This window comes from Bradyrhizobium sp. USDA 4461, assembly GCF_054055655.1.
Genome location: NZ_JBSRXM010000001.1, coordinates 7246263 through 7263351 on the forward strand (window position 1 = coordinate 7246263; position 17089 = coordinate 7263351).

Annotated in this window: 17 protein-coding genes; 8 read left to right on the plus strand and 9 right to left on the minus strand. The window is 64.4% G+C overall.

What is annotated here, in order from left to right:
- Positions 1 to 54: 54 nt before the first annotated feature.
- From ACVINW_RS34225 to ACVINW_RS34240, 4 genes are all read right to left on the minus strand, one after another.
- Positions 55 to 978: a carbohydrate ABC transporter permease gene (locus ACVINW_RS34225; RefSeq protein ID WP_456755351.1), complete on the minus strand. Its 924-nt coding sequence runs from the start codon at positions 976 to 978 to the stop codon at positions 55 to 57.
- Positions 979 to 1044: 66 nt separating this feature from the next.
- Positions 1045 to 2004, minus strand: coding sequence for a carbohydrate ABC transporter permease (locus ACVINW_RS34230; RefSeq protein ID WP_456755352.1), 960 nt, complete (start codon positions 2002 to 2004; stop codon positions 1045 to 1047).
- Between the two features lie 108 nt (positions 2005 to 2112).
- Positions 2113 to 3432, minus strand: a complete 1320-nt coding sequence (locus ACVINW_RS34235; RefSeq protein WP_456755353.1) for an ABC transporter substrate-binding protein — start codon at positions 3430 to 3432, stop codon at positions 2113 to 2115.
- A 78-nt stretch (positions 3433 to 3510) separates the two neighbouring features.
- Positions 3511 to 4578, minus strand: a complete 1068-nt coding sequence (locus ACVINW_RS34240) for an ABC transporter ATP-binding protein (RefSeq protein ID WP_456755354.1) — start codon at positions 4576 to 4578, stop codon at positions 3511 to 3513.
- Positions 4579 to 4784: 206 nt separating this feature from the next.
- Here ACVINW_RS34240 and gntR point away from each other — a divergent pair, with 206 nt between their 5' ends.
- The 4 genes from gntR (at position 4785) to ACVINW_RS34260 (ending at position 9492) form a co-directional block, all read left to right on the plus strand.
- Positions 4785 to 5813, plus strand: a complete 1029-nt coding sequence (gntR, locus tag ACVINW_RS34245) for an HTH-type transcriptional regulator GntR (RefSeq protein WP_456755355.1) — start codon at positions 4785 to 4787, stop codon at positions 5811 to 5813.
- A 212-nt stretch (positions 5814 to 6025) separates the two neighbouring features.
- On the plus strand, positions 6026 to 7864 hold the full coding sequence (locus ACVINW_RS34250; protein ID WP_456755356.1) for an IlvD/Edd family dehydratase: 1839 nt from the start codon (positions 6026 to 6028) through the stop codon (positions 7862 to 7864).
- 124 nt (positions 7865 to 7988) lie between these two features.
- Positions 7989 to 8720 (plus strand): SDR family oxidoreductase, encoded by a 732-nt coding sequence (locus ACVINW_RS34255; RefSeq protein WP_456755357.1) that lies wholly within the window; start codon positions 7989 to 7991, stop codon positions 8718 to 8720.
- A gap of 25 nt (positions 8721 to 8745) precedes the next feature.
- Positions 8746 to 9492, plus strand: coding sequence for an SDR family NAD(P)-dependent oxidoreductase (locus ACVINW_RS34260; protein ID WP_456755358.1), 747 nt, complete (start codon positions 8746 to 8748; stop codon positions 9490 to 9492).
- Here the strand turns inward: ACVINW_RS34260 and ACVINW_RS34265 are convergent.
- Entirely contained in the window at positions 9489 to 10358 is an 870-nt protein-coding gene (locus ACVINW_RS34265) for a LysR substrate-binding domain-containing protein (RefSeq protein ID WP_456755359.1), read from the minus strand. The two genes, ACVINW_RS34260 and ACVINW_RS34265, sit on opposite strands and share 4 nt — an antisense overlap.
- Before the next feature lie 94 nt (positions 10359 to 10452).
- Between ACVINW_RS34265 and ACVINW_RS34270 the strand changes: the two genes are divergently transcribed.
- The 4 genes from ACVINW_RS34270 to ACVINW_RS34285 all read left to right on the plus strand — a co-directional run bounded on the left by ACVINW_RS34270 (position 10453) and on the right by ACVINW_RS34285 (position 14050).
- Positions 10453 to 11358 (plus strand): DMT family transporter, encoded by a 906-nt coding sequence (locus ACVINW_RS34270; protein ID WP_456755360.1) that lies wholly within the window; start codon positions 10453 to 10455, stop codon positions 11356 to 11358.
- An 83-nt stretch (positions 11359 to 11441) separates the two neighbouring features.
- Positions 11442 to 12122, plus strand: a complete 681-nt coding sequence (locus ACVINW_RS34275; protein ID WP_456755361.1) for a site-2 protease family protein — start codon at positions 11442 to 11444, stop codon at positions 12120 to 12122.
- A gap of 81 nt (positions 12123 to 12203) precedes the next feature.
- Positions 12204 to 12632: a hypothetical protein gene (locus ACVINW_RS34280; RefSeq protein WP_456755362.1), complete on the plus strand. Its 429-nt coding sequence runs from the start codon at positions 12204 to 12206 to the stop codon at positions 12630 to 12632.
- A 197-nt stretch (positions 12633 to 12829) separates the two neighbouring features.
- Positions 12830 to 14050 (plus strand): ABC transporter substrate-binding protein, encoded by a 1221-nt coding sequence (locus tag ACVINW_RS34285; protein WP_456755363.1) that lies wholly within the window; start codon positions 12830 to 12832, stop codon positions 14048 to 14050.
- Between the two features lie 4 nt (positions 14051 to 14054).
- Here ACVINW_RS34285 and ACVINW_RS34290 read toward each other — a convergent pair whose 3' ends face one another.
- The 4 genes from ACVINW_RS34290 to ACVINW_RS34305 are packed head-to-tail and all read right to left on the minus strand — an operon-like array spanning position 14055 to position 17069.
- Positions 14055 to 14849, minus strand: a complete 795-nt coding sequence (locus tag ACVINW_RS34290; protein ID WP_456755364.1) for an energy transducer TonB family protein — start codon at positions 14847 to 14849, stop codon at positions 14055 to 14057.
- Between the two features lie 12 nt (positions 14850 to 14861).
- Positions 14862 to 15326, minus strand: coding sequence for a TonB system transport protein ExbD (gene exbD, locus ACVINW_RS34295; protein ID WP_456755365.1), 465 nt, complete (start codon positions 15324 to 15326; stop codon positions 14862 to 14864).
- Positions 15327 to 15329: 3 nt separating this feature from the next.
- Entirely contained in the window at positions 15330 to 16376 is a 1047-nt protein-coding gene (exbB, locus tag ACVINW_RS34300) for a tonB-system energizer ExbB (RefSeq protein ID WP_456755366.1), read from the minus strand.
- Positions 16377 to 16379: 3 nt separating this feature from the next.
- A complete protein-coding gene (locus ACVINW_RS34305; RefSeq protein ID WP_456755367.1) occupies positions 16380 to 17069 on the minus strand; it encodes a Fe2+-dependent dioxygenase in 690 nt (229 codons plus the stop codon).
- Positions 17070 to 17089: the final 20 nt, after the last annotated feature.

Below are 17089 nucleotides of genomic sequence, written 5' to 3' on the forward strand. Positions count from 1 at the left end.
CTTATTCTTGTCTTGTTGGCTTTGTTGTTCGAATTCAGCTGCGGGCCTTGCGCGTCATTCCTTCACGGCACCCGTCATCGCCGAGACATAATGCTCAACGAAGAAGGCGTAAAGAATAACCAGCGGCAGCGAGCCGCATAGCGCCCCTGCCATCAGGGAACCCCAGCGATAGATGTCGCCGTCGACGAATTCGTTGACGATGGCGACCGGCACCGTCTTGTTCGGGGTCGATTGCAGGAACGTCAGCGCGTAGATGAACTCGTTCCAGCACAGCGTAAAGCAGAAGATGAAGGCCGAGATCAGGCCGGGAACGGCGAGCGGCAGCACGATCTTGATCAGGATCTGCCAGCGGCTGGCACCGTCGATCAGCGCGCATTCCTCGAGCTCGAACGGGATGGTCTTGAAATAGCCCATCAGAAGCCAGGTCGAGAACGGGATCAGGATGGTCGGATAGGTCAGGATCAGCGCCAATGGCGAATCGAACAGGCCGTACTGGAACACGACGGTCGCCAGCGGAATGAACAGGATCGACGGCGGCACCAGATAGGCCAGGAAGATGAGCCCGCCGACGAGATTGGCCCCCTTGTAGCGCAGTCGCACGATGGCATAGGCCGCCAGCACGCTCGCGATGATCGACAGCACGGTGGCGCCGACCGCGACATACATCGTGTTCCAGAGCCAGTGCGGATAGTAGCTCTCGAACAGCAGCTTGTGGATGTGCTTGAAGGTCGGATTCCAGGTCCAGAACGGATTGTATTTGTCGAGGTCGAGCAGCTGGTCGTCCGGCTTGATCGCCGTCAGTCCCATCCAATAGAACGGGAACAGCAGGATGATGACGATGATCGACAGCGGAATGTACAGCGTCACGATCCGCCGCGGCACCGACTGCAAATAGCTCATGCCCTCGCTGTTGTCGGCGCGCGCCGGCGTCGACAGGATGGACTTGAGGTCGACCTTCTGGGCAGGAAGATCAGTCATTGCTCTCTCCCTGGCGCGCGCGGGGCCTGCCCCGTTCGCGCAAAAAAGCAGCAGCGGCGGCAAAGATCAGTCATTGCTCTCTCCCTGCTGCCACTTCCGGCGCTGCAAGCCGAACCAGGACACCATGATCGCGGCGAGCAGGAACGGGATCATCGCGCTCGAGATCGCGGCGCCCTCGCCCAATTGCCCGGCGATGATCGCGCGCTGATAGGACAGCGTCGCCATCAGATGGGTGGCGTTGACCGGCCCGCCGCGGGTCATCGCCCAGATCAGCTGGAAATCGGTGAAGGTGAACAGCACCGAGAACGTCATCACGACCGCGATGATCGGCGTCAGCAACGGATAGGTGATGAAACGGAACATCTGCCAGCGCGATGCGCCGTCCAGCGTCGCGGCTTCATAGAGCGAAGGCTGCACGGTTTGCAGGCCGGCCAGCAGCGTGATCGCGACAAACGGCACACCGCGCCAGATATTGGCGAAGATCACGCAGATCCGGGCCCAGGTGGTGTCACCGAGGAAGTTGATGTTCTGGGTGATCAGGCCGAGGTGCCTGAGCGACCAGGAGATGATCGAGAACTGGGAATCGAATATCCACCAGAACGCCAGTGCCGACAGCACGGTCGGCACGATGAAGGGGATCAGCACCGCGGCGCGCAGCAGCGCCTTGAACGGCATGCGCTCGTTGAGCAGCAGCGCGAGATAGAGCCCGACCGCAAATTTGATGGCGCTGGCGATGGAGGTGTAGAGTAGCGTGTTGAACACCGACAGCCAGAAGATCGAATCGTCCCACAGCCACTCATAGTTTTCGGTGCCGATGAAATGACCGACCCGGCCGATGCGGGTGTCGGTGAAGGACAGCCAGACCCCGAGGCCCAGCGGATAGGCCAGGAAGAAGATCAGGAACGCCATCGCCGGCAGCATGAACCAGAAGCCGAGCCAGTTCTTGTTGTGGCGGAGCTGGTCCCAGGCGGACGCTTCGCGGATTTCGGTCTTCGCACGTCGCGGCGCGAGCGCAATGTCAGCCATGGGCGATGTCCCGATTGCTCAACGGATTGAGCATGACCACGCAAACTTCCAATGATGCATTCCAATGATGGTGCGGACGGCGGTCCTCTGCCGCCCGCACCGATCACATCAGCGATAGATGCGCTTCAGCTGCCGCTCGGCTTCGGCCATCGCGGTCTTGCCGTCCTTGGCGCCGGTGCAGTAGTTCGCGAACATGTCGACCACGATGAAGTCGGCGATCGCGGTCGCGGCCTTCTCGCCAGGCGTGCCGATGCCGGACGCCGGCAGCGCGCGCTTGGAGGCCTGGCCGAACACCGCATTCTTCGGGTCGGCGGTCCACACCGGAGCCGAGTCGTAAGCGTTGAGCGTGTGGGTCAGATAGCCCCGCGCGCCCGACAGCCACTTCTCGAAGTTCTCCTTCTCCAGCATGAAGGCGATGAACGCCTTCGCCGCATTCGGATATTTGCAGAAGTTGAAGGCGAGGATCGGAACCGCAAGCTGCAATTCGGTCGGCTTGCCGATCGGGCCGACCGGCCACAGCGCGTGGTCGATATCGTCGGCGAGCTCCTTCTTGCTCGGATCGTCCTTGGCCGCGACGTAGATCGAGATGCCGTTCGAGGTCAGGTACAGTTCGCCGGACAGGAACGCCTTGTTGTTGGAGGAGTCGTTCCAGGACGCGACGCCGGGAATGAAGGTCTCCGACAACGCCTTGGCGTATTCCAGTGCCTTCATCGTCTCCGGCGAGTTGATGATGACCTTGTCGTCCTTGTCGACGGTCCAGGCATTGAAGCCCCACAGGATGTTGTGCACCCAGGCGTTGGCGTCGCCAGTGGCATGGCCGAGCGCGAAGCCGGCCGGCGTATTGTTCGCCTTCAGCGCCTTGCACAGTTCGAGATAGGCGGGGAAGTCGGCCGGCACCTGCTTGAAGCCGGCCTTCTCGACCGCCGATTTGCGATAGGTCAGATAGCCGCCGATGGTCGCGACGGGAATGCCGAGCCAGTCATTGCCCTGCTTGCAGGTCTTGGCCGCGGCTTCGGTCCAGCCGCCGTATTTGTTGCCGAGATAATCGGCAACGTCGTTCATCTTGAGGACCTTGGTCGGGAACAGCTGCGGCAGCGTGTGCAGGCCCCAGGCGAGGTCGAGACCCGAGCCGGTGTTGGCGGCAACCGAGGCCTTCGGCTGCACGTCCTCAAAGGACTCGCTGAACACGTTCATCTCGGTGCCGGTGGCCGCCTTGAAGGCCACGACCATGGCGTTGAACGCATCGTCTTCCGCGGGCACGAATCGCTTCCAGCGCATCACGGTGAGCTTGGCGCCGGGCTCCGCCTTCCAGGGCGCGCTCTGTGCCCAGGCCTTGGCAAAGTCAAGCAGCGCCGGCCCGGTCAGCATCCCGGTTGCGGCCAGCGCGGTGCCGCCCTGAAGTAGCGAGCGGCGCGTAAAATCGTGCATCGTCCTTCCTCCCAATGACTGTGTTTTTATTGTTTTTGATCTGGCCTGTTGGTCGGCCATTCGGATCAAATCAGTCCGTCAGCCGTTCAGTCGCTTCCCCGTCGAATCGTCGAACAAATGGACCAGCGCCGGGTCCGGCTTGAGCCGAACCTTGTCGCCGGGATTGAACAGATGGCGCTCGCGGAACACCGCGACGACCTGCTCGCCGCCGAGCTTGGCGAACACCTGGGTCTCCGAGCCGGTCGGCTCGACCACCACGATCTCGGCTTCGGCGCCGTCATCGGCGATGGTGAAATGCTCCGGCCGCACGCCATAGACCGCGGGCTTGCCGTCGGAATTGGCCGGCGCCGATTTCAGCGGCAGCTTGACGCCGTTCGGTCCCTCGAAATAGGCGGCGCCGTTCACCTTCACATTACCCTTGAGGAAGTTCATCGCGGGCGAGCCGATGAAACCGGCCACGAACTGGTTCGCCGGGGTGTCGTAGAGCTCGAGCGGCGAGCCCATCTGCTCGACGATGCCGTCATGCATCACGACGATCTTGTCGGCCATGGTCATGGCCTCGATCTGGTCGTGGGTGACGTAGACCGTCGTGGTCTTGAGCCGCTGGTGCAGCTCCTTGATCTCGGTGCGCATCGCAACACGCAGCTTGGCGTCGAGGTTGGACAGCGGCTCGTCGAACAGGAACACCTGGGGATCGCGGACGATGGCGCGGCCCATCGCGACGCGCTGGCGCTGGCCGCCGGAGAGCTGGCGTGGATAGCGCTCCAGTAGCGGCGTCAGCGCCAGGATTTCCGCGGCGCGCTTGACGCCGGTCGCGATCTCCTCGGGCTTGGCGCCGCGCAGCTTGAGCGAGAAGCCCATATTGTCGGCGACCGTCATGTGCGGATAGAGCGCGTAGTTCTGGAACACCATCGCAATGTCGCGCTCTTTGGGCTGGACATTGTTGACGACGCGGTCACCGATCGAGATCGTGCCTGAGGTGATGTTCTCAAGACCCGCCAGCATGCGCAGCAGGGTCGACTTGCCGCAGCCGGAGGGGCCGACCAGGACGACGAATTCGCCGTCCTCGATCGGGATCGACACGCCGTGCAGGACCTCGAAATTGCCGAACGATTTCCGCACGTCGCGAATCTGGACCGACGACATCCACTTCCCTCCCTCAAGCTCCCGACGGCGTACGACGAGTGCCGCCACCGCTCTGTTCTGTGCCGGCCACGCTGGGTGCGCGGCTCTGCTGGACTGGCGTTATTGTCCGCAGTTTATCCGGTTTTGGCAATCGTTCGATTAGCAACCGCTTGGTAGCGCTGTCAATATCGGTTTGTCTGCGACCAACGTCGTGTTATGAGCGGCAAATGGCCCGAAAACGCATCACGCCAGGCAAGATCCGGCTCGCCGAAGTCGCGAAGCTCGCCGGTGTCAGTCCGATTACGGCCTCGCGCTTCTTCAGGAATCCGGAGGCGCTATCGGCCGGCAAGCGCGCCCGGGTCGAGAGTGCGGCAAAAGAACTCGGCTACGTGCCCAATCTCGCGGCACGCGCGCTTGCGTCGCAGCGTACCGAGGTGATCGGTGTCCTGATCCCGTCGCTGACCAACAACGTGTTCTCCGATGTGCTGCGCGGCATCTATGACGCGCTCGACGGCAGCCGCTACAGCATCCAGCTCGCCAACACCCGCTACAGCATCCTGCAGGAAGAACGCCTGCTGCGTCTTTTTCTGGCACAGAAGCCGGCCGGCCTGATCATCACCGGCATCAACCAGACTGCCGATTCCCGCAGCATCATGGAAACGGTCGATTGCCCGATCGTGCAGATCATGGAGCTCGGTCCCTCGCCGATCGACTTGATGATCGGATTCTCGCATTTTGACGCGGCAAAAGCCGCCATCGGCCATCTGCTCGCCCAGGGCTATCGGCGGATCGGCTTCCTCGGCGCGCGGATGGATCCGCGGGTGCAGCGCCGACTCGACGGCTATCGCGCCGCGATGGCCGAGGCCGCGCTGTTCGATCCCCAGCTGATTGTGACAACGGCGATCCCGACCTCGGTGACATTGGGCGGGACGTTGTTTGCCGACCTGCTCGCCAAGGCCCCCGACATCGACGCGGTGTTCTGCGTCAATGACGACCTTGCGCTCGGCGCGCTGTTCGAATGCAAGCGCCGGCACATGGCAGTCCCCGAGCAGATCGCGATCGTCGGCTTCAACGATCTCGAATTCATGGCGTCGAGCGAGCCGACGCTGAGCAGCGTGCGCACCAATCGCTACGAAATGGGCAGAAACGCTGCCATGATGGTGCTCGAGACGCTCGAGGGGCGCCGTCCCACGGACCCCGTCGTCGATCTCGGCTTCAGTGTCATGGAACGGCAAAGCTCAGCGCGACGCAGCTGACATCCGCTCGACACCGGCCCGCCACAAGGACGCAAAAAATGACAAAATGGTAGCGCAACCAAGTCCCTTCAACTAAGGTCCAATCCATCCAGCGAAACACCACTGCGTGATCGTCGAGGTTTGTAATGCGCGACGATTTGCGCAAGGTAGAACAGCGCTGAACCAGAGCCCTTCCATGGGCCCATCCAGAGTTTGCATTGCGGGAGAAACAAATGACAAAACCCCACACCAACGGGCACGGCGCCGCAGGCGAGACCACAAAGGGCAAGGGCCGCAGGCTCCGCTCCCAGGAATGGTTCGACAACCCGCACAATCCGGGCATGACCGCGCTCTATCTCGAGCGTTACCTCAATTACGGCCTGACCCGCGAGGAATTGCAGTCGGGCAAGCCGATCATCGGCATCGCCCAGACCGGCAATGACCTGTCGCCCTGCAACCGGCACCACCTTGAGCTCGCGCACCGCGTCCGCGAAGGCATCCGCGCCGCCGGCGGCATCGCGATGGAGTTTCCGACCCATCCGATCCAGGAAACCGGCAAGCGCCCGACCGCGGCGCTCGACCGCAACCTCGCCTATCTCGGCCTGGTCGAGATCTTGTTCGGCTATCCACTCGACGGCGTGGTGCTGACCACCGGCTGCGACAAGACCACGCCGGCCTGCATGATGGCGGCGGCAACCGTCAATCTGCCGGCGATCGTGCTGTCGGGCGGCCCGATGCTGAACGGCTGGCACGAGGGCCAACGCACCGGCTCCGGCACGGTGGTGTGGAAGGCGCGCGAACGGCTCGCCGCGGGCGAGATCGACTATGAGCAGTTCATCGAGATCGTCGCCTCCTCGGCGCCCTCGGTCGGCCATTGCAACACGATGGGCACCGCCTCGACCATGAACTCGCTGGCCGAAGCGCTCGGCTTCTCGCTGCCGGGCTGCGCGGCGATCCCGGCGCCCTATCGCGAGCGCGGCCAGATCGCCTACGAGACCGGCAAACGCATCGTCGACATGGTGTGGGAAGACCTCAAGCCGTCGGACTTCCTGACCCGCGAGGCGTTCGAGAACTGCATCGTGGTCAATTCCGCGATCGGCGGCTCGACCAACGCGCCGATCCACATCAACGCGCTGGCGCGCCATGTCGGCGTCGAGCTGTCGATCGACGACTGGCAGAAATACGGCCATGACGTGCCGCTGCTGGTGAACATGCAGCCGGCCGGCTTCTATCTCGGCGAGGAATATCACCGCGCCGGGGGAGTGCCCTCGGTGGTGCGCGAGCTGATCAAGCACAAGCGCATCCACGAGGGGGCGCTGACCGTCAACGGCCGCACCATGGGCGAGAACTGCAAGGACGCGCCGGCGCCCGACGGCGACGTGATCTGGGGTTACGACAAGCCGCTGGTGAAGGACGCCGGCTTCATCGTGCTGCGCGGCAATCTGTTCGATTCCGCGATCATGAAGACCAGCGTGATCTCGAAGGAATTCCGCGACCGCTATCTGTCCAACCCGAAGGACCTCAACGCCTTCGAGGGCCGCGCCATCGTGTTCGAGGGCCCGGAGGATTATCACGCCCGGATCGAGGATCCGGCGCTCGACATCGACGAGCATTGCATCCTGTTCATCCGCGGCACCGGCCCGATCGGCTATCCCGGCGGCGCCGAGGTCGTGAACATGCAGCCGCCGGCGGCGCTGATCAAACGCGGCATCCTGTCCCTGCCCTGCATTGGCGACGGTCGGCAGTCCGGCACGTCTGGTTCACCGTCGATCCTCAACGCCTCGCCGGAAGCGGCCGCCGACGGCGGGCTTGCGATCCTCAAGACCGGCGACAAGGTGCGCATCGACCTCAACAAGGGCAGCGCCAACATCATGATCTCGGAGGATGAGCTGCGAACCCGCCGCGCCGAGCTGAAGGCCAAGGGCGGCTTCCCGCACCCGGCCAACCAGACGCCGTGGCAGGAGCTCTACCGCCAGACCGTCGGCCAGCACGCCACCGGCGCCTGCCTCGAACTCGCGACGCGCTACCACGACATCGCCGGCAAGGTCGGCGTGGCGCGGGATAATCACTGACACTCTTCGTCATTGCGAGGAGCGCAGCGACAAAGCAATCCATAGCTCCGCACCGGAGGAATGGATTGCTTCGCTTTGCTCGCAATGACGGGACAAAAATCAGGACGAACTCTGGGAGATATGAATGTCAGACCGACTGAAGGGCAAACGCGCCGTTGTCACCGCCGCCGCGGCAGGCATCGGGCGCGCATGCGCGATCGCATTCGCGCGTGAAGGCGCCACCGTGATCGCCACCGACATCAACGAGAGCGGCATCGCCACGCTCGGCAAGGACGGCATCGCCGAGACCGCGCGGCTCGACGTACGCAGCACGGCTGACGTCAACAGCTTCGCCGCGCGCGTCGGCAAGATCGACATCCTGCTCAACGCGGCAGGCTTCGTGCATCACGGCACCATCCTGGAGTGCTCGGACGAAGACTTCGACTTCTCGTTCGACCTCAACGTCAAATCCATGCACCGCACCATCAAGGCATTCCTGCCGGCCATGCTCGAGGGCGGCGGCGGCAGCATCGTCAACATCTCGTCCTGCGCGGCGTTGCGGCCACCGGCCAATCGCTACGTCTACAGCGCGTCGAAGGCGGCGGTCTCGCTGCTGACGCGTGCGGTCGCGCTCGACTTCATCACCCGGGGCATCCGCTGCAACGCGATCTGCCCCGGCACCGTCGAGACGCCCTCGATGCTCGAGCGCGCGGCGGCCGCAGGCCCCGACGGACGCGAGAAATTCGTCGCCCGCCAGAAGATGGGCCGGCTCGGCACCGCAGAGGAGATCGCGGCCATGGCGGTCTATCTTGCGAGCGACGAAGCCGCATTCACCACCGGCGTCGACATGGTCGTCGACGGCGGCTTCATGCTCTGACGTCCCCGATCAAAAGGCATCCAGCATGAACAAGATCGACCTCAACGGCCGCTGCGCCGTCGTCACCGGCGGTGCGCAGGGCTTCGGCCGCGCCATCACCGAGCGCTTCGCCGCCTCGGGCGCCAAGGTCGCGATCTGGGATTTCGACCAGCCGCTGGCGGAGAAGACCGCGAAAGCGATCGGCGAGAACGTGATCGCGATCAAGACCGACGTTACCGATCCCGATGCGGTTGACGCCGCGCGCGATCAGACGCTGCGGGCGTTCGGCAAGATCGACATTCTCGTCAACAACGCCGGCATCACCGGAGCCAACAAGCCGGTATGGGAAACCGATCTCGACGACTGGCGCAGGGTGATACGCCTCAACCTTGAGGGTCCTTTCATCTGCTGCAAGGCGATCGTGCCTGTTATGATCGGCCAGAAATACGGCCGCATCGTCAACATCGCCTCGATCGCCGGCAAGGAAGGCAATCCGAACGCCGCGCATTATTCGTCGTCGAAGGCCGGCCTGATCGCGCTCACCAAGTCGCTCGGCAAGGAGCTCGCGCAGCACGACATCCTGGTCAATGCGGTGACGCCGGCAGCGGCGAAGACCGCGATCTTCGACCAGATGACGCAAGCGCATATCGACTTCATGCTGTCGAAAATTCCGAAGGCCCGCTTCGTGCTGGTCGAGGAGCTTGCCGCGATGGTGGCGTGGCTTGCGTCGGAGGACTGCGCCTTCTCGACCGGTGCGGTGTTCGACATCTCCGGCGGGCGTGCGACCTACTAATTCGCGCGCTTCACCGGCTGCCGAAGCGCCGCGACGAGATGATCGGCAAGCAATGATGCCGCGCGCGAGAGATTTTGCGCGCGGTGCAGCCGGATCTCCGCACGTGGCAGCCGCGGCATGCCGTCGCGCGCCGTCAGGCGCCGCAGCGCCGGCGGAAAGGTGCCCGACTTGACCACGGTCACGGCAAGGCCCTGGGCTGCGATCGCCTCGACCGCGGACAGGCTGTGGCTGACAAAGGCGAGCCGCCACGGCCGGTCGGCTTCGTCGAGCGCTTGCATCGCCCAGCTCCGGAACAGGCAGCCTTGCGGATAGAGCGCGACCGGCAGCGGATCGAGTTCCTCGACGCGATGCGATGCGCTTGCGGCCCACACCGCCTGCTCGGTGCGCAGTAGCTCGCCCTCGCCGCGGCCTTCGGGGTGCATCGCGATCACGAGGTCATAGGCTTCGCCGAGCCGCTCGGTCATCGACGACGTCAGCCCGGTCTCCATCTCGACATGGATCAGCGGATAGTTGGCGGTGAAATCCTTGAGCAGTGGCGGCACGATCAGCGTGCCGTAGTCGTCCATCACCCCGAGGCGAACCCGCCCGTCGGTGCCGTGCGCGCGCACCCGGCCGACCGCCTCGGCATTGAGGCTCAGGATGCGCCGGGCGTAACCGAGCAGCCCCTCGCCGGCCGCGCTCAGATCGACGCTCGAGGTGCTGCGGTGAAACAGCTCGGCCTGCAGCCGCTCCTCCAACCGCTTCACCTGCATGCTGACCGCCGATTGGGTCCGGTTCAGCGCCGAGGCGGCCCGGGTGAAGGAGCGATGGTCGGCGACCGCGACAAAGGCCTGCAGCAGATCCGGGTCCAGGATGGAGGCACTCATAACGATCTCTGATTTATCTGATCAAATCTATTCCATTCCATGATTATGCCGCCTTCCCTAGATTGCGCAAGCGAAGCAACGGGATCGAGGCGGTATGGGTGAGCTCTGGGGAATTTTGGCGGCGGTCGCGTCGAGCGCGATCGGCGGAACCTCGATCGGGGCGACCCGGTTTCTGGTCGGCGCCATCGATCCGCTGGCGATCGGTGCGTTCCGTTTCGGCATCGGCGTCCTGCTTCTGCTGCCGCTCGCGCTGCTCCAGCGCGGCAGCTGGCCGCCGCGGCGCGACTGGCTCGGCACAGCCGGCCTCGGCCTGCTGTTCTTTGCAGCGTTTCCGATCCTGTTCAATGCATCGCTGATCTTCACGACCGCAGCGCGCAGCGCGCTCGCGCTCTCGACACTGCCGCTGCTGACCATGCTGGTCGGCGCCGCGCTCGGCGCCGAGCCACTCACCGCGCGCAAGACCATCGGCGTGCTGGTCACCATCCTCGGCGTCGCGATGGCGCTGCTCTCCGGCCTCGCCGCGGCACCAGAAGGCGCCTGGCGCGGCGACCTGTTGATGGTCGCCGCCGCACTGTGCATGGCGCTCTACAGCATCTGGTCAAAATCCTATATCCGCCGCTCCGGCCCGATCCCCTTCACCACCCTGGCGATGGCGGCTGGCGCTGCGGTCCTGATAACAGCCTCGCTGCTGCGCGGCAGTTTTGCGCCGGTCGCCGATTTCGGTGCACCGCAATGGTTCGGCGCGACCTATCTCGGCGCCTTCGGCGCAGCGCTCACCTTCTATCTCTGGGCCTTCGCACTGGAGCGGACGACGCCGACGCGGGTAGCGATCTCGGTCACCGTCAATCCGATCGCTGCCTCGCTGGTCGGCGCCGCGCTGCTCGGCGAGCCGCTGAGCTGGAATCTGATGGCCGGCATCGTCACCGTGTTCGTCGGCATCTGGATCGCGACCACCACCCAGCCGCACCAGGCGCGCATGGCCGCGCCGGAGACGCACTGACCGGAGGCCGCTCGCCCGCAAGGCCATCAGCGAATCCGTGCTAGCCTGAGGTCCGGTCCCCGCGAACCTAAAGGCGGCACGCATTGAACATTTCCCTCTACGACGTCTCTGTCTGGGTGCTGCCGCTGGTCATCGCGATCACGTTTCACGAAGCCGCACACGGCTACGTTGCGCACCGGCTCGGCGATGACACCGCCTGGAAGCTCGGCCGCGTCAGCTTCAACCCGCTGAAGCACATCGACCCGTTCGGCACGCTGATCCTGCCTGCGATGCTGCTGTTCGCGCATTCGCCGTTCCTGTTCGGCTACGCCAAGCCGGTGCCGGTGAACTTCCGCAAGCTGAACCGTCCCAAGCTCGACATGGTCTGGGTGGCGCTGGCCGGTCCGGTCACCAACATCATCCTGGCGACCGCGGCAGCGCTGGCATTCCACGCGCTGCCATTGGTTCCCGCCGATGCCGCGAAATGGACCGCGGATAATCTGAAAAACGCGTTCCTGATCAATATCGTGCTCGCGATCTTCAATATGATGCCGATCCCGCCGCTGGACGGCGGCCGGGTCGCGGTCGGGCTGCTGCCGCGGCCGCTGGCCATCCCGCTGGCCCGGCTGGAGCCCTACGGCATGCTGATCCTGATCGGGCTCCTGATCCTGCTGCCCGTGATTGGCAGGCAAGTCGGCCTAAATCTTGATGTTATTTCAACGATACTGCGAACTCTGACCGGCTATGTGATCAATGCCCTTCTCCTCATTACCGGAAACACATAGCTTTCATGAGTGCACGACCCGATCGGAAAACCGGTGCCCGCTTGCCGGGGTCATGCGCGGGGACAGGAACGCGTCGAGGCCATGGTGATCAAAGCTGCCGATATGCTGATTGCACGACGCGCCGATACGCGTGCGCGGGCTGACTTTGCAACCTGGAAGATGATGGCCAAGCTGAACGGCGCCTCGGCGCTGCCGCCCGAAGCGCAGAATTTCCTCGCCATCTACAAGAAGCTCACAGAGCAGATGAGCGACGCCGAGGCCAGCGAGGCCACCATCCAGGAGATGTACCGCACCTACTATGCGGAGATGGGCGGCGCCGGCAAGGCGCCCGAGGTTCCGGCACGGACGCGCGAGCCGGTCGCCGACACCGGCAATGTCACCGCATTCCGCCGCCTGCCCGCAAAGAAGACGAATACGTCGAACCCGAACGCCAAGCGTCCGATGCCGGTGGCGCTGATCTTCGCCTGCCTCGTCGTGGTCTACGTCGCGATCCGCTACTACTGGAGATAGCGCCGTCGGCGCTTCTCTTCGTCTCCGATATTGATGACCGACACGCGGGTGGCGCGGCATCGCGCCGCGCGTCATCAGCCGCGCAATCGCCGCCGCGTGGAATATCGCGTGCACGTACTCGCGGCGGTGCCCTAGGCGCTGCGCCCGATGCCGGGCATAATGCGGAACTCAAAAAACAAAATCATACTGGAGGGAACATGAAGCATTCCATTGCAGCCCTGATCATGACCACAAGCCTCGTGTTCGCCGGCGCAGCGTCGGCGCAGACGATGGACAAGGTGGCGAAGGTCGGCGCGCTCGGCGATCAGTCCGGCCTCTATCAGGATATCGGCGGTCCCGGCTCGACGGTGGCGGCGCAGATGGCGATCGAGGATTCCGGGCTGCTGGCCAAGGGCTGGAAGATCGATCTGGTCTCGGCGGATCACCAGAACAAGCCGGATGTCGCGGTCAATATCGGCAAGCAATGGATCGATGTCGAGAAGGTCGACGTGTTCGTCGATCTCGCCGCCTCCAATGTCGGGCTCGCGATCGCCAACCTCGCCAAGGAAAAGAATGTCGTCAATCTGAACTCGGGCTCCGCCTCGTCCGACCTCACCGGCGCGCAGTGCTCGCCGAACACGGTGCATTGGGTCTACGACACCTACATGCTCGCCAACGGCACCGGCAAGGCGCTGGTGAAATCCGGCGGCGATAGCTGGTTCTTCCTCACCGCGGATTATGCCTTCGGCCAGGCGCTCGAGCGCGACACGTCCGCGGTCGTCACCGCCAATGGCGGCAAGGTGCTCGGCAGCGTCAAGCATCCGCTCAACAACGCCGACTTCTCGTCGTTCCTGCTGCAGGCGCAAAGCTCGAAGGCCAAGATCGTCGGCCTCGCCAATGCCGGCGGCGACACCACCAATGCGATCAAGCAGGCCGCCGAATTCGGCATCGTCTCGGGCGGCCAACGGCTTGCCGGCATGCTGCTGTTCATCACCGACATCAACGCGCTCGGCCTCAACGTCGCGCAGGGCCTGAACTTCACCGAGACGTTCTACTGGGACATGAACGAGCAGACCCGCGCCTTCACCAAGCGCTTCATGGAGCGTTTCAAGAAGAACCCGCCGACCATGGTGCAGGCCGGCGTCTATTCGTCGCTGATCCACTATTTCAAGGCGCTCGACGCGCTCGGCGGCAATCCGCATGACGGCCGCGCCGTGGTCGCCAAGATGAAGGAGATGCCGACCGACGATCCCTTGTTCGGCAAGGGCTCGATCCGCGTCGACGGCCGCAAGATCCACCCGGCCTATCTGTTCGAGGTGAAGAAGCCATCGGAATCGAAATATCCGTGGGACTATTACAAGCTTGTCGCCACCATCCCCGCGGATGAGGCCTGGCTGCCGCTCGAGAAGAGCGTCTGCCCGCTGGTGAAGAAGAGCTGACGCGCTACTTCTTCGGCTTGTTGAACGTGACCGGAAGCGTGAAGGAGAACTGGTCCTCGGTCAGCCCGGCGGGCGGCGCCGGCACCGGATCGGAACGGTGCACCATCGAGACCGCGGCGTCGTCGAACGCGACATCTCCGGACGTTTCCATCACGGCGACGGACAACACCTTGCCGAGGCGGTTGAGCACCAGGGCAAGCTTCACCTTGCCCTCCTTGGCCTTGCCGTTCTCCGGGAATTTCTTGTGCAGGTCGAGATAGGCGCTGATCTTCTTGCCCCATTTGGCGGTCAGCGCGAGCTTGTCCTTGCCGATGCCGGGATTGGGCGCCTTGGTCGTCTCCGACTGGCGCGCGTCGTCGAGCTTGGTCGGCGCGGCCGCTTCTGAAGCCTGCTGCGCCTCCTGGGCGTTGGTCTCGACCTTGGCGACCTTGGCCTCCTCCTCCTTCTGCTTCTTGGCGGTGTCTTCCGTCACGATGCGATCGGGATCGTCGGCCTCGACAGGCTTTTCCTGAGGCAGGTCGGTGTCCTTCACCTCCGCCTTCTGCTGCGCCATCTCCTGCACGGCCTGCTGCTCATCGGACGGCGCACCGGGCGGTGCCGCTTCTTCAGGGACATCCGGCGAGGAGAGCTCGATGGCATACTCGGCGCCTGCGGCGCCAAGTCCCTCGTCGCCGTCGTCGCCGCGCAGATTCGTCAGCGCCAGCGCCGCGCCGCCCAGATGCAGCCCGACCGCCGTCACCGCGGCGATCACCCAGAGCCGCTTCGAGGTCCGCAGATCGAGATCGGGGTTGGTGGACATCGCTGCTCGCCGTCAGGGTTTGGCCGGCTCGGCCGGCGCCGCCGCGGGCGCGCCCGGAACGCCCTCGAGCGTGACCAGCTTCACATGCGTATAGCCGCCGGCGCGCAGCAGCTCCATGACGCCCATCAGCTCGCCATAGGGCACCGTGCGATCGGCACGCAGGAACACGTATTTGTCCCGGCTCATGTCAGGCACCGCATCGAGCGAATTGATCAGCTCGGCCCGCTTCACGGCGTTCTCGCCGATCGCCAGCGTCAGGTCCGGCTTGATGCTGAGATAGGTCGGCTTGTCCGGCTTCTTCTGCGGCGTCGCGCTGGAGGTCGGCAGGTCGATCGGCAGGTCGACGGTCGAGAGCGGCGCCGCCACCATGAAGATGATCAAGAGCACCAGCATGACGTCGATGAATGGCGTGACGTTGATCTCGTGGGATTCCGCGAAATCGTCGTCGCCGTCGTTCTCGGAGATCGAGACTGCCATCGCTTACTCCGCCGCGGCGGCGCGCCCATGCGCGCTGCGCGGAACGTCACCGGGAATGCTGCCATGGGTGCGGTCGAGATCGCGCGACAGCAGCCGCCCCGCGGCGCCCGACGCGCGGTTGACCAGCTCGAGATAGACCTTCGTGACGCGCGAGAAATGGTTGTAGATGATGACAGCGGGGATCGCCGCGACCAGACCGATCGCGGTCGCCAGCAGCGCTTCCGCGATGCCCGGCGCCACCACGGCAAGGTTGGTCGTCTGCGACTTCGAAATGCCGATGAAGCTGTTCATGATGCCCCAGACCGTGCCGAACAGGCCGACGAAGGGCGAGGTCGCGCCGATGGTCGCGAGCAGGCCCATGCCGACGCGGATCTTGCGGGCTTCGGCGCGCACGATCTCGGCGAAGCTCGAGGCGGCGCGCTCCTTGATGCCGGCATCGCTCAAGATGCCCGCCGACAGACGTCCCTCGCGCATCGCGGCGGCAATGAACGACGACAGCACGCTGCCCTTGGCGCCGAGCGCGAACTGCGCTTCGGCCAGCGAACGCGATTCAGCGATCTTGGCGAGCGCGCCGCGCAGCTTGCTCTGCGCCACTGTCAGCTCGACCATCTTGGCGATGAACACCGTCCAGGTCACGAGCGACGCGAAGGCAAGGCCAAGCATCACCGCCTTCACGATGATGTCGGCGTTCAAGAACATATTCCACGGCGACAGTTCGTGCAGGCCGGTCGCGGTCGACTTCGGCGACTTGCCGTCGCCGCCGGCGGGCGACGCTTCAAGCGCCAGTGCCGGAGCCGCCGCGGCTTGTGCCGGCGCGGCCTGGGCTGGCGGCGCCACGGGCGCGGCCGGCTGAGCCACCGGCGCCGCCTGGGCAGCGGCCGCAGGCTGGGCCTGGGCGGCCGGCGGTTGAGCCGCGGGAGCGGACTGCGGCCGGGTCACGGACTGCGCGGCAGGCGCCGTTTGCTGCTGCGCCGAAGACGGCGCGGCCAGCATCAGCATCGCCAGCGAGGCGATCATGGCGGATGCAGCGGGGAACTTGAATGTCATCATCAGTTACACTTCAGCCCAGTGACGGATCAGGTTGTGATAAATCCCGGTCAATTTGACCGTTTCAGGGTCATCGCGCCCCAGCCGCTCCACCAGAGCCTGGATCGCAGTATCGAGATCAAAGATCAGGCTGCGCGCGTGAGCATCCCGTACCATGCTCTGCAACCAGAAAAAAGACGCTACTCGAACTCCCCGCGTGACCGGCGTGACCAGATGCAAGCTGGAAGCAGGATAAAGTACCAGATCGCCCGCCGGCAGCTTGATTTCATGCGATCCGTAGCGGTCCTCGATGACGAGTTCGCCGCCATCGTACTCTTCCGGCTCCGATAAAAACAGCGTGACCGAGAGGTCGGTGCGGATCCGCATGCCGGTCAGTCGGTCGCCGCGCACCGCATTGTCGACATGCAGACCGAAATGGTGCCCGTCGCTTGCGGCGTAGCGATTGAACAAGGGCGGAAAGATCCTCAGCGGGATCGCCGCCGAGATGAACCGCGGGCTTGCCGACAGCGCCGATAGGATGCGGTTGCCGAGCAGCCTGGCGACCTCGCTGTCGGGCGGCAGCTGCTCGTTGCGCTTGACCATGGCGGACGCAGCACCCGCGGTCGAGCGGCCGTCCTCCCATTCGGCTTGCTCCATGATGCGGCGGAAGTCCGCCACATCAGCCTTGCTCAATACGTTGGGAACACAGACCAGCATCTTGCGCCGCAGAGCCTCCG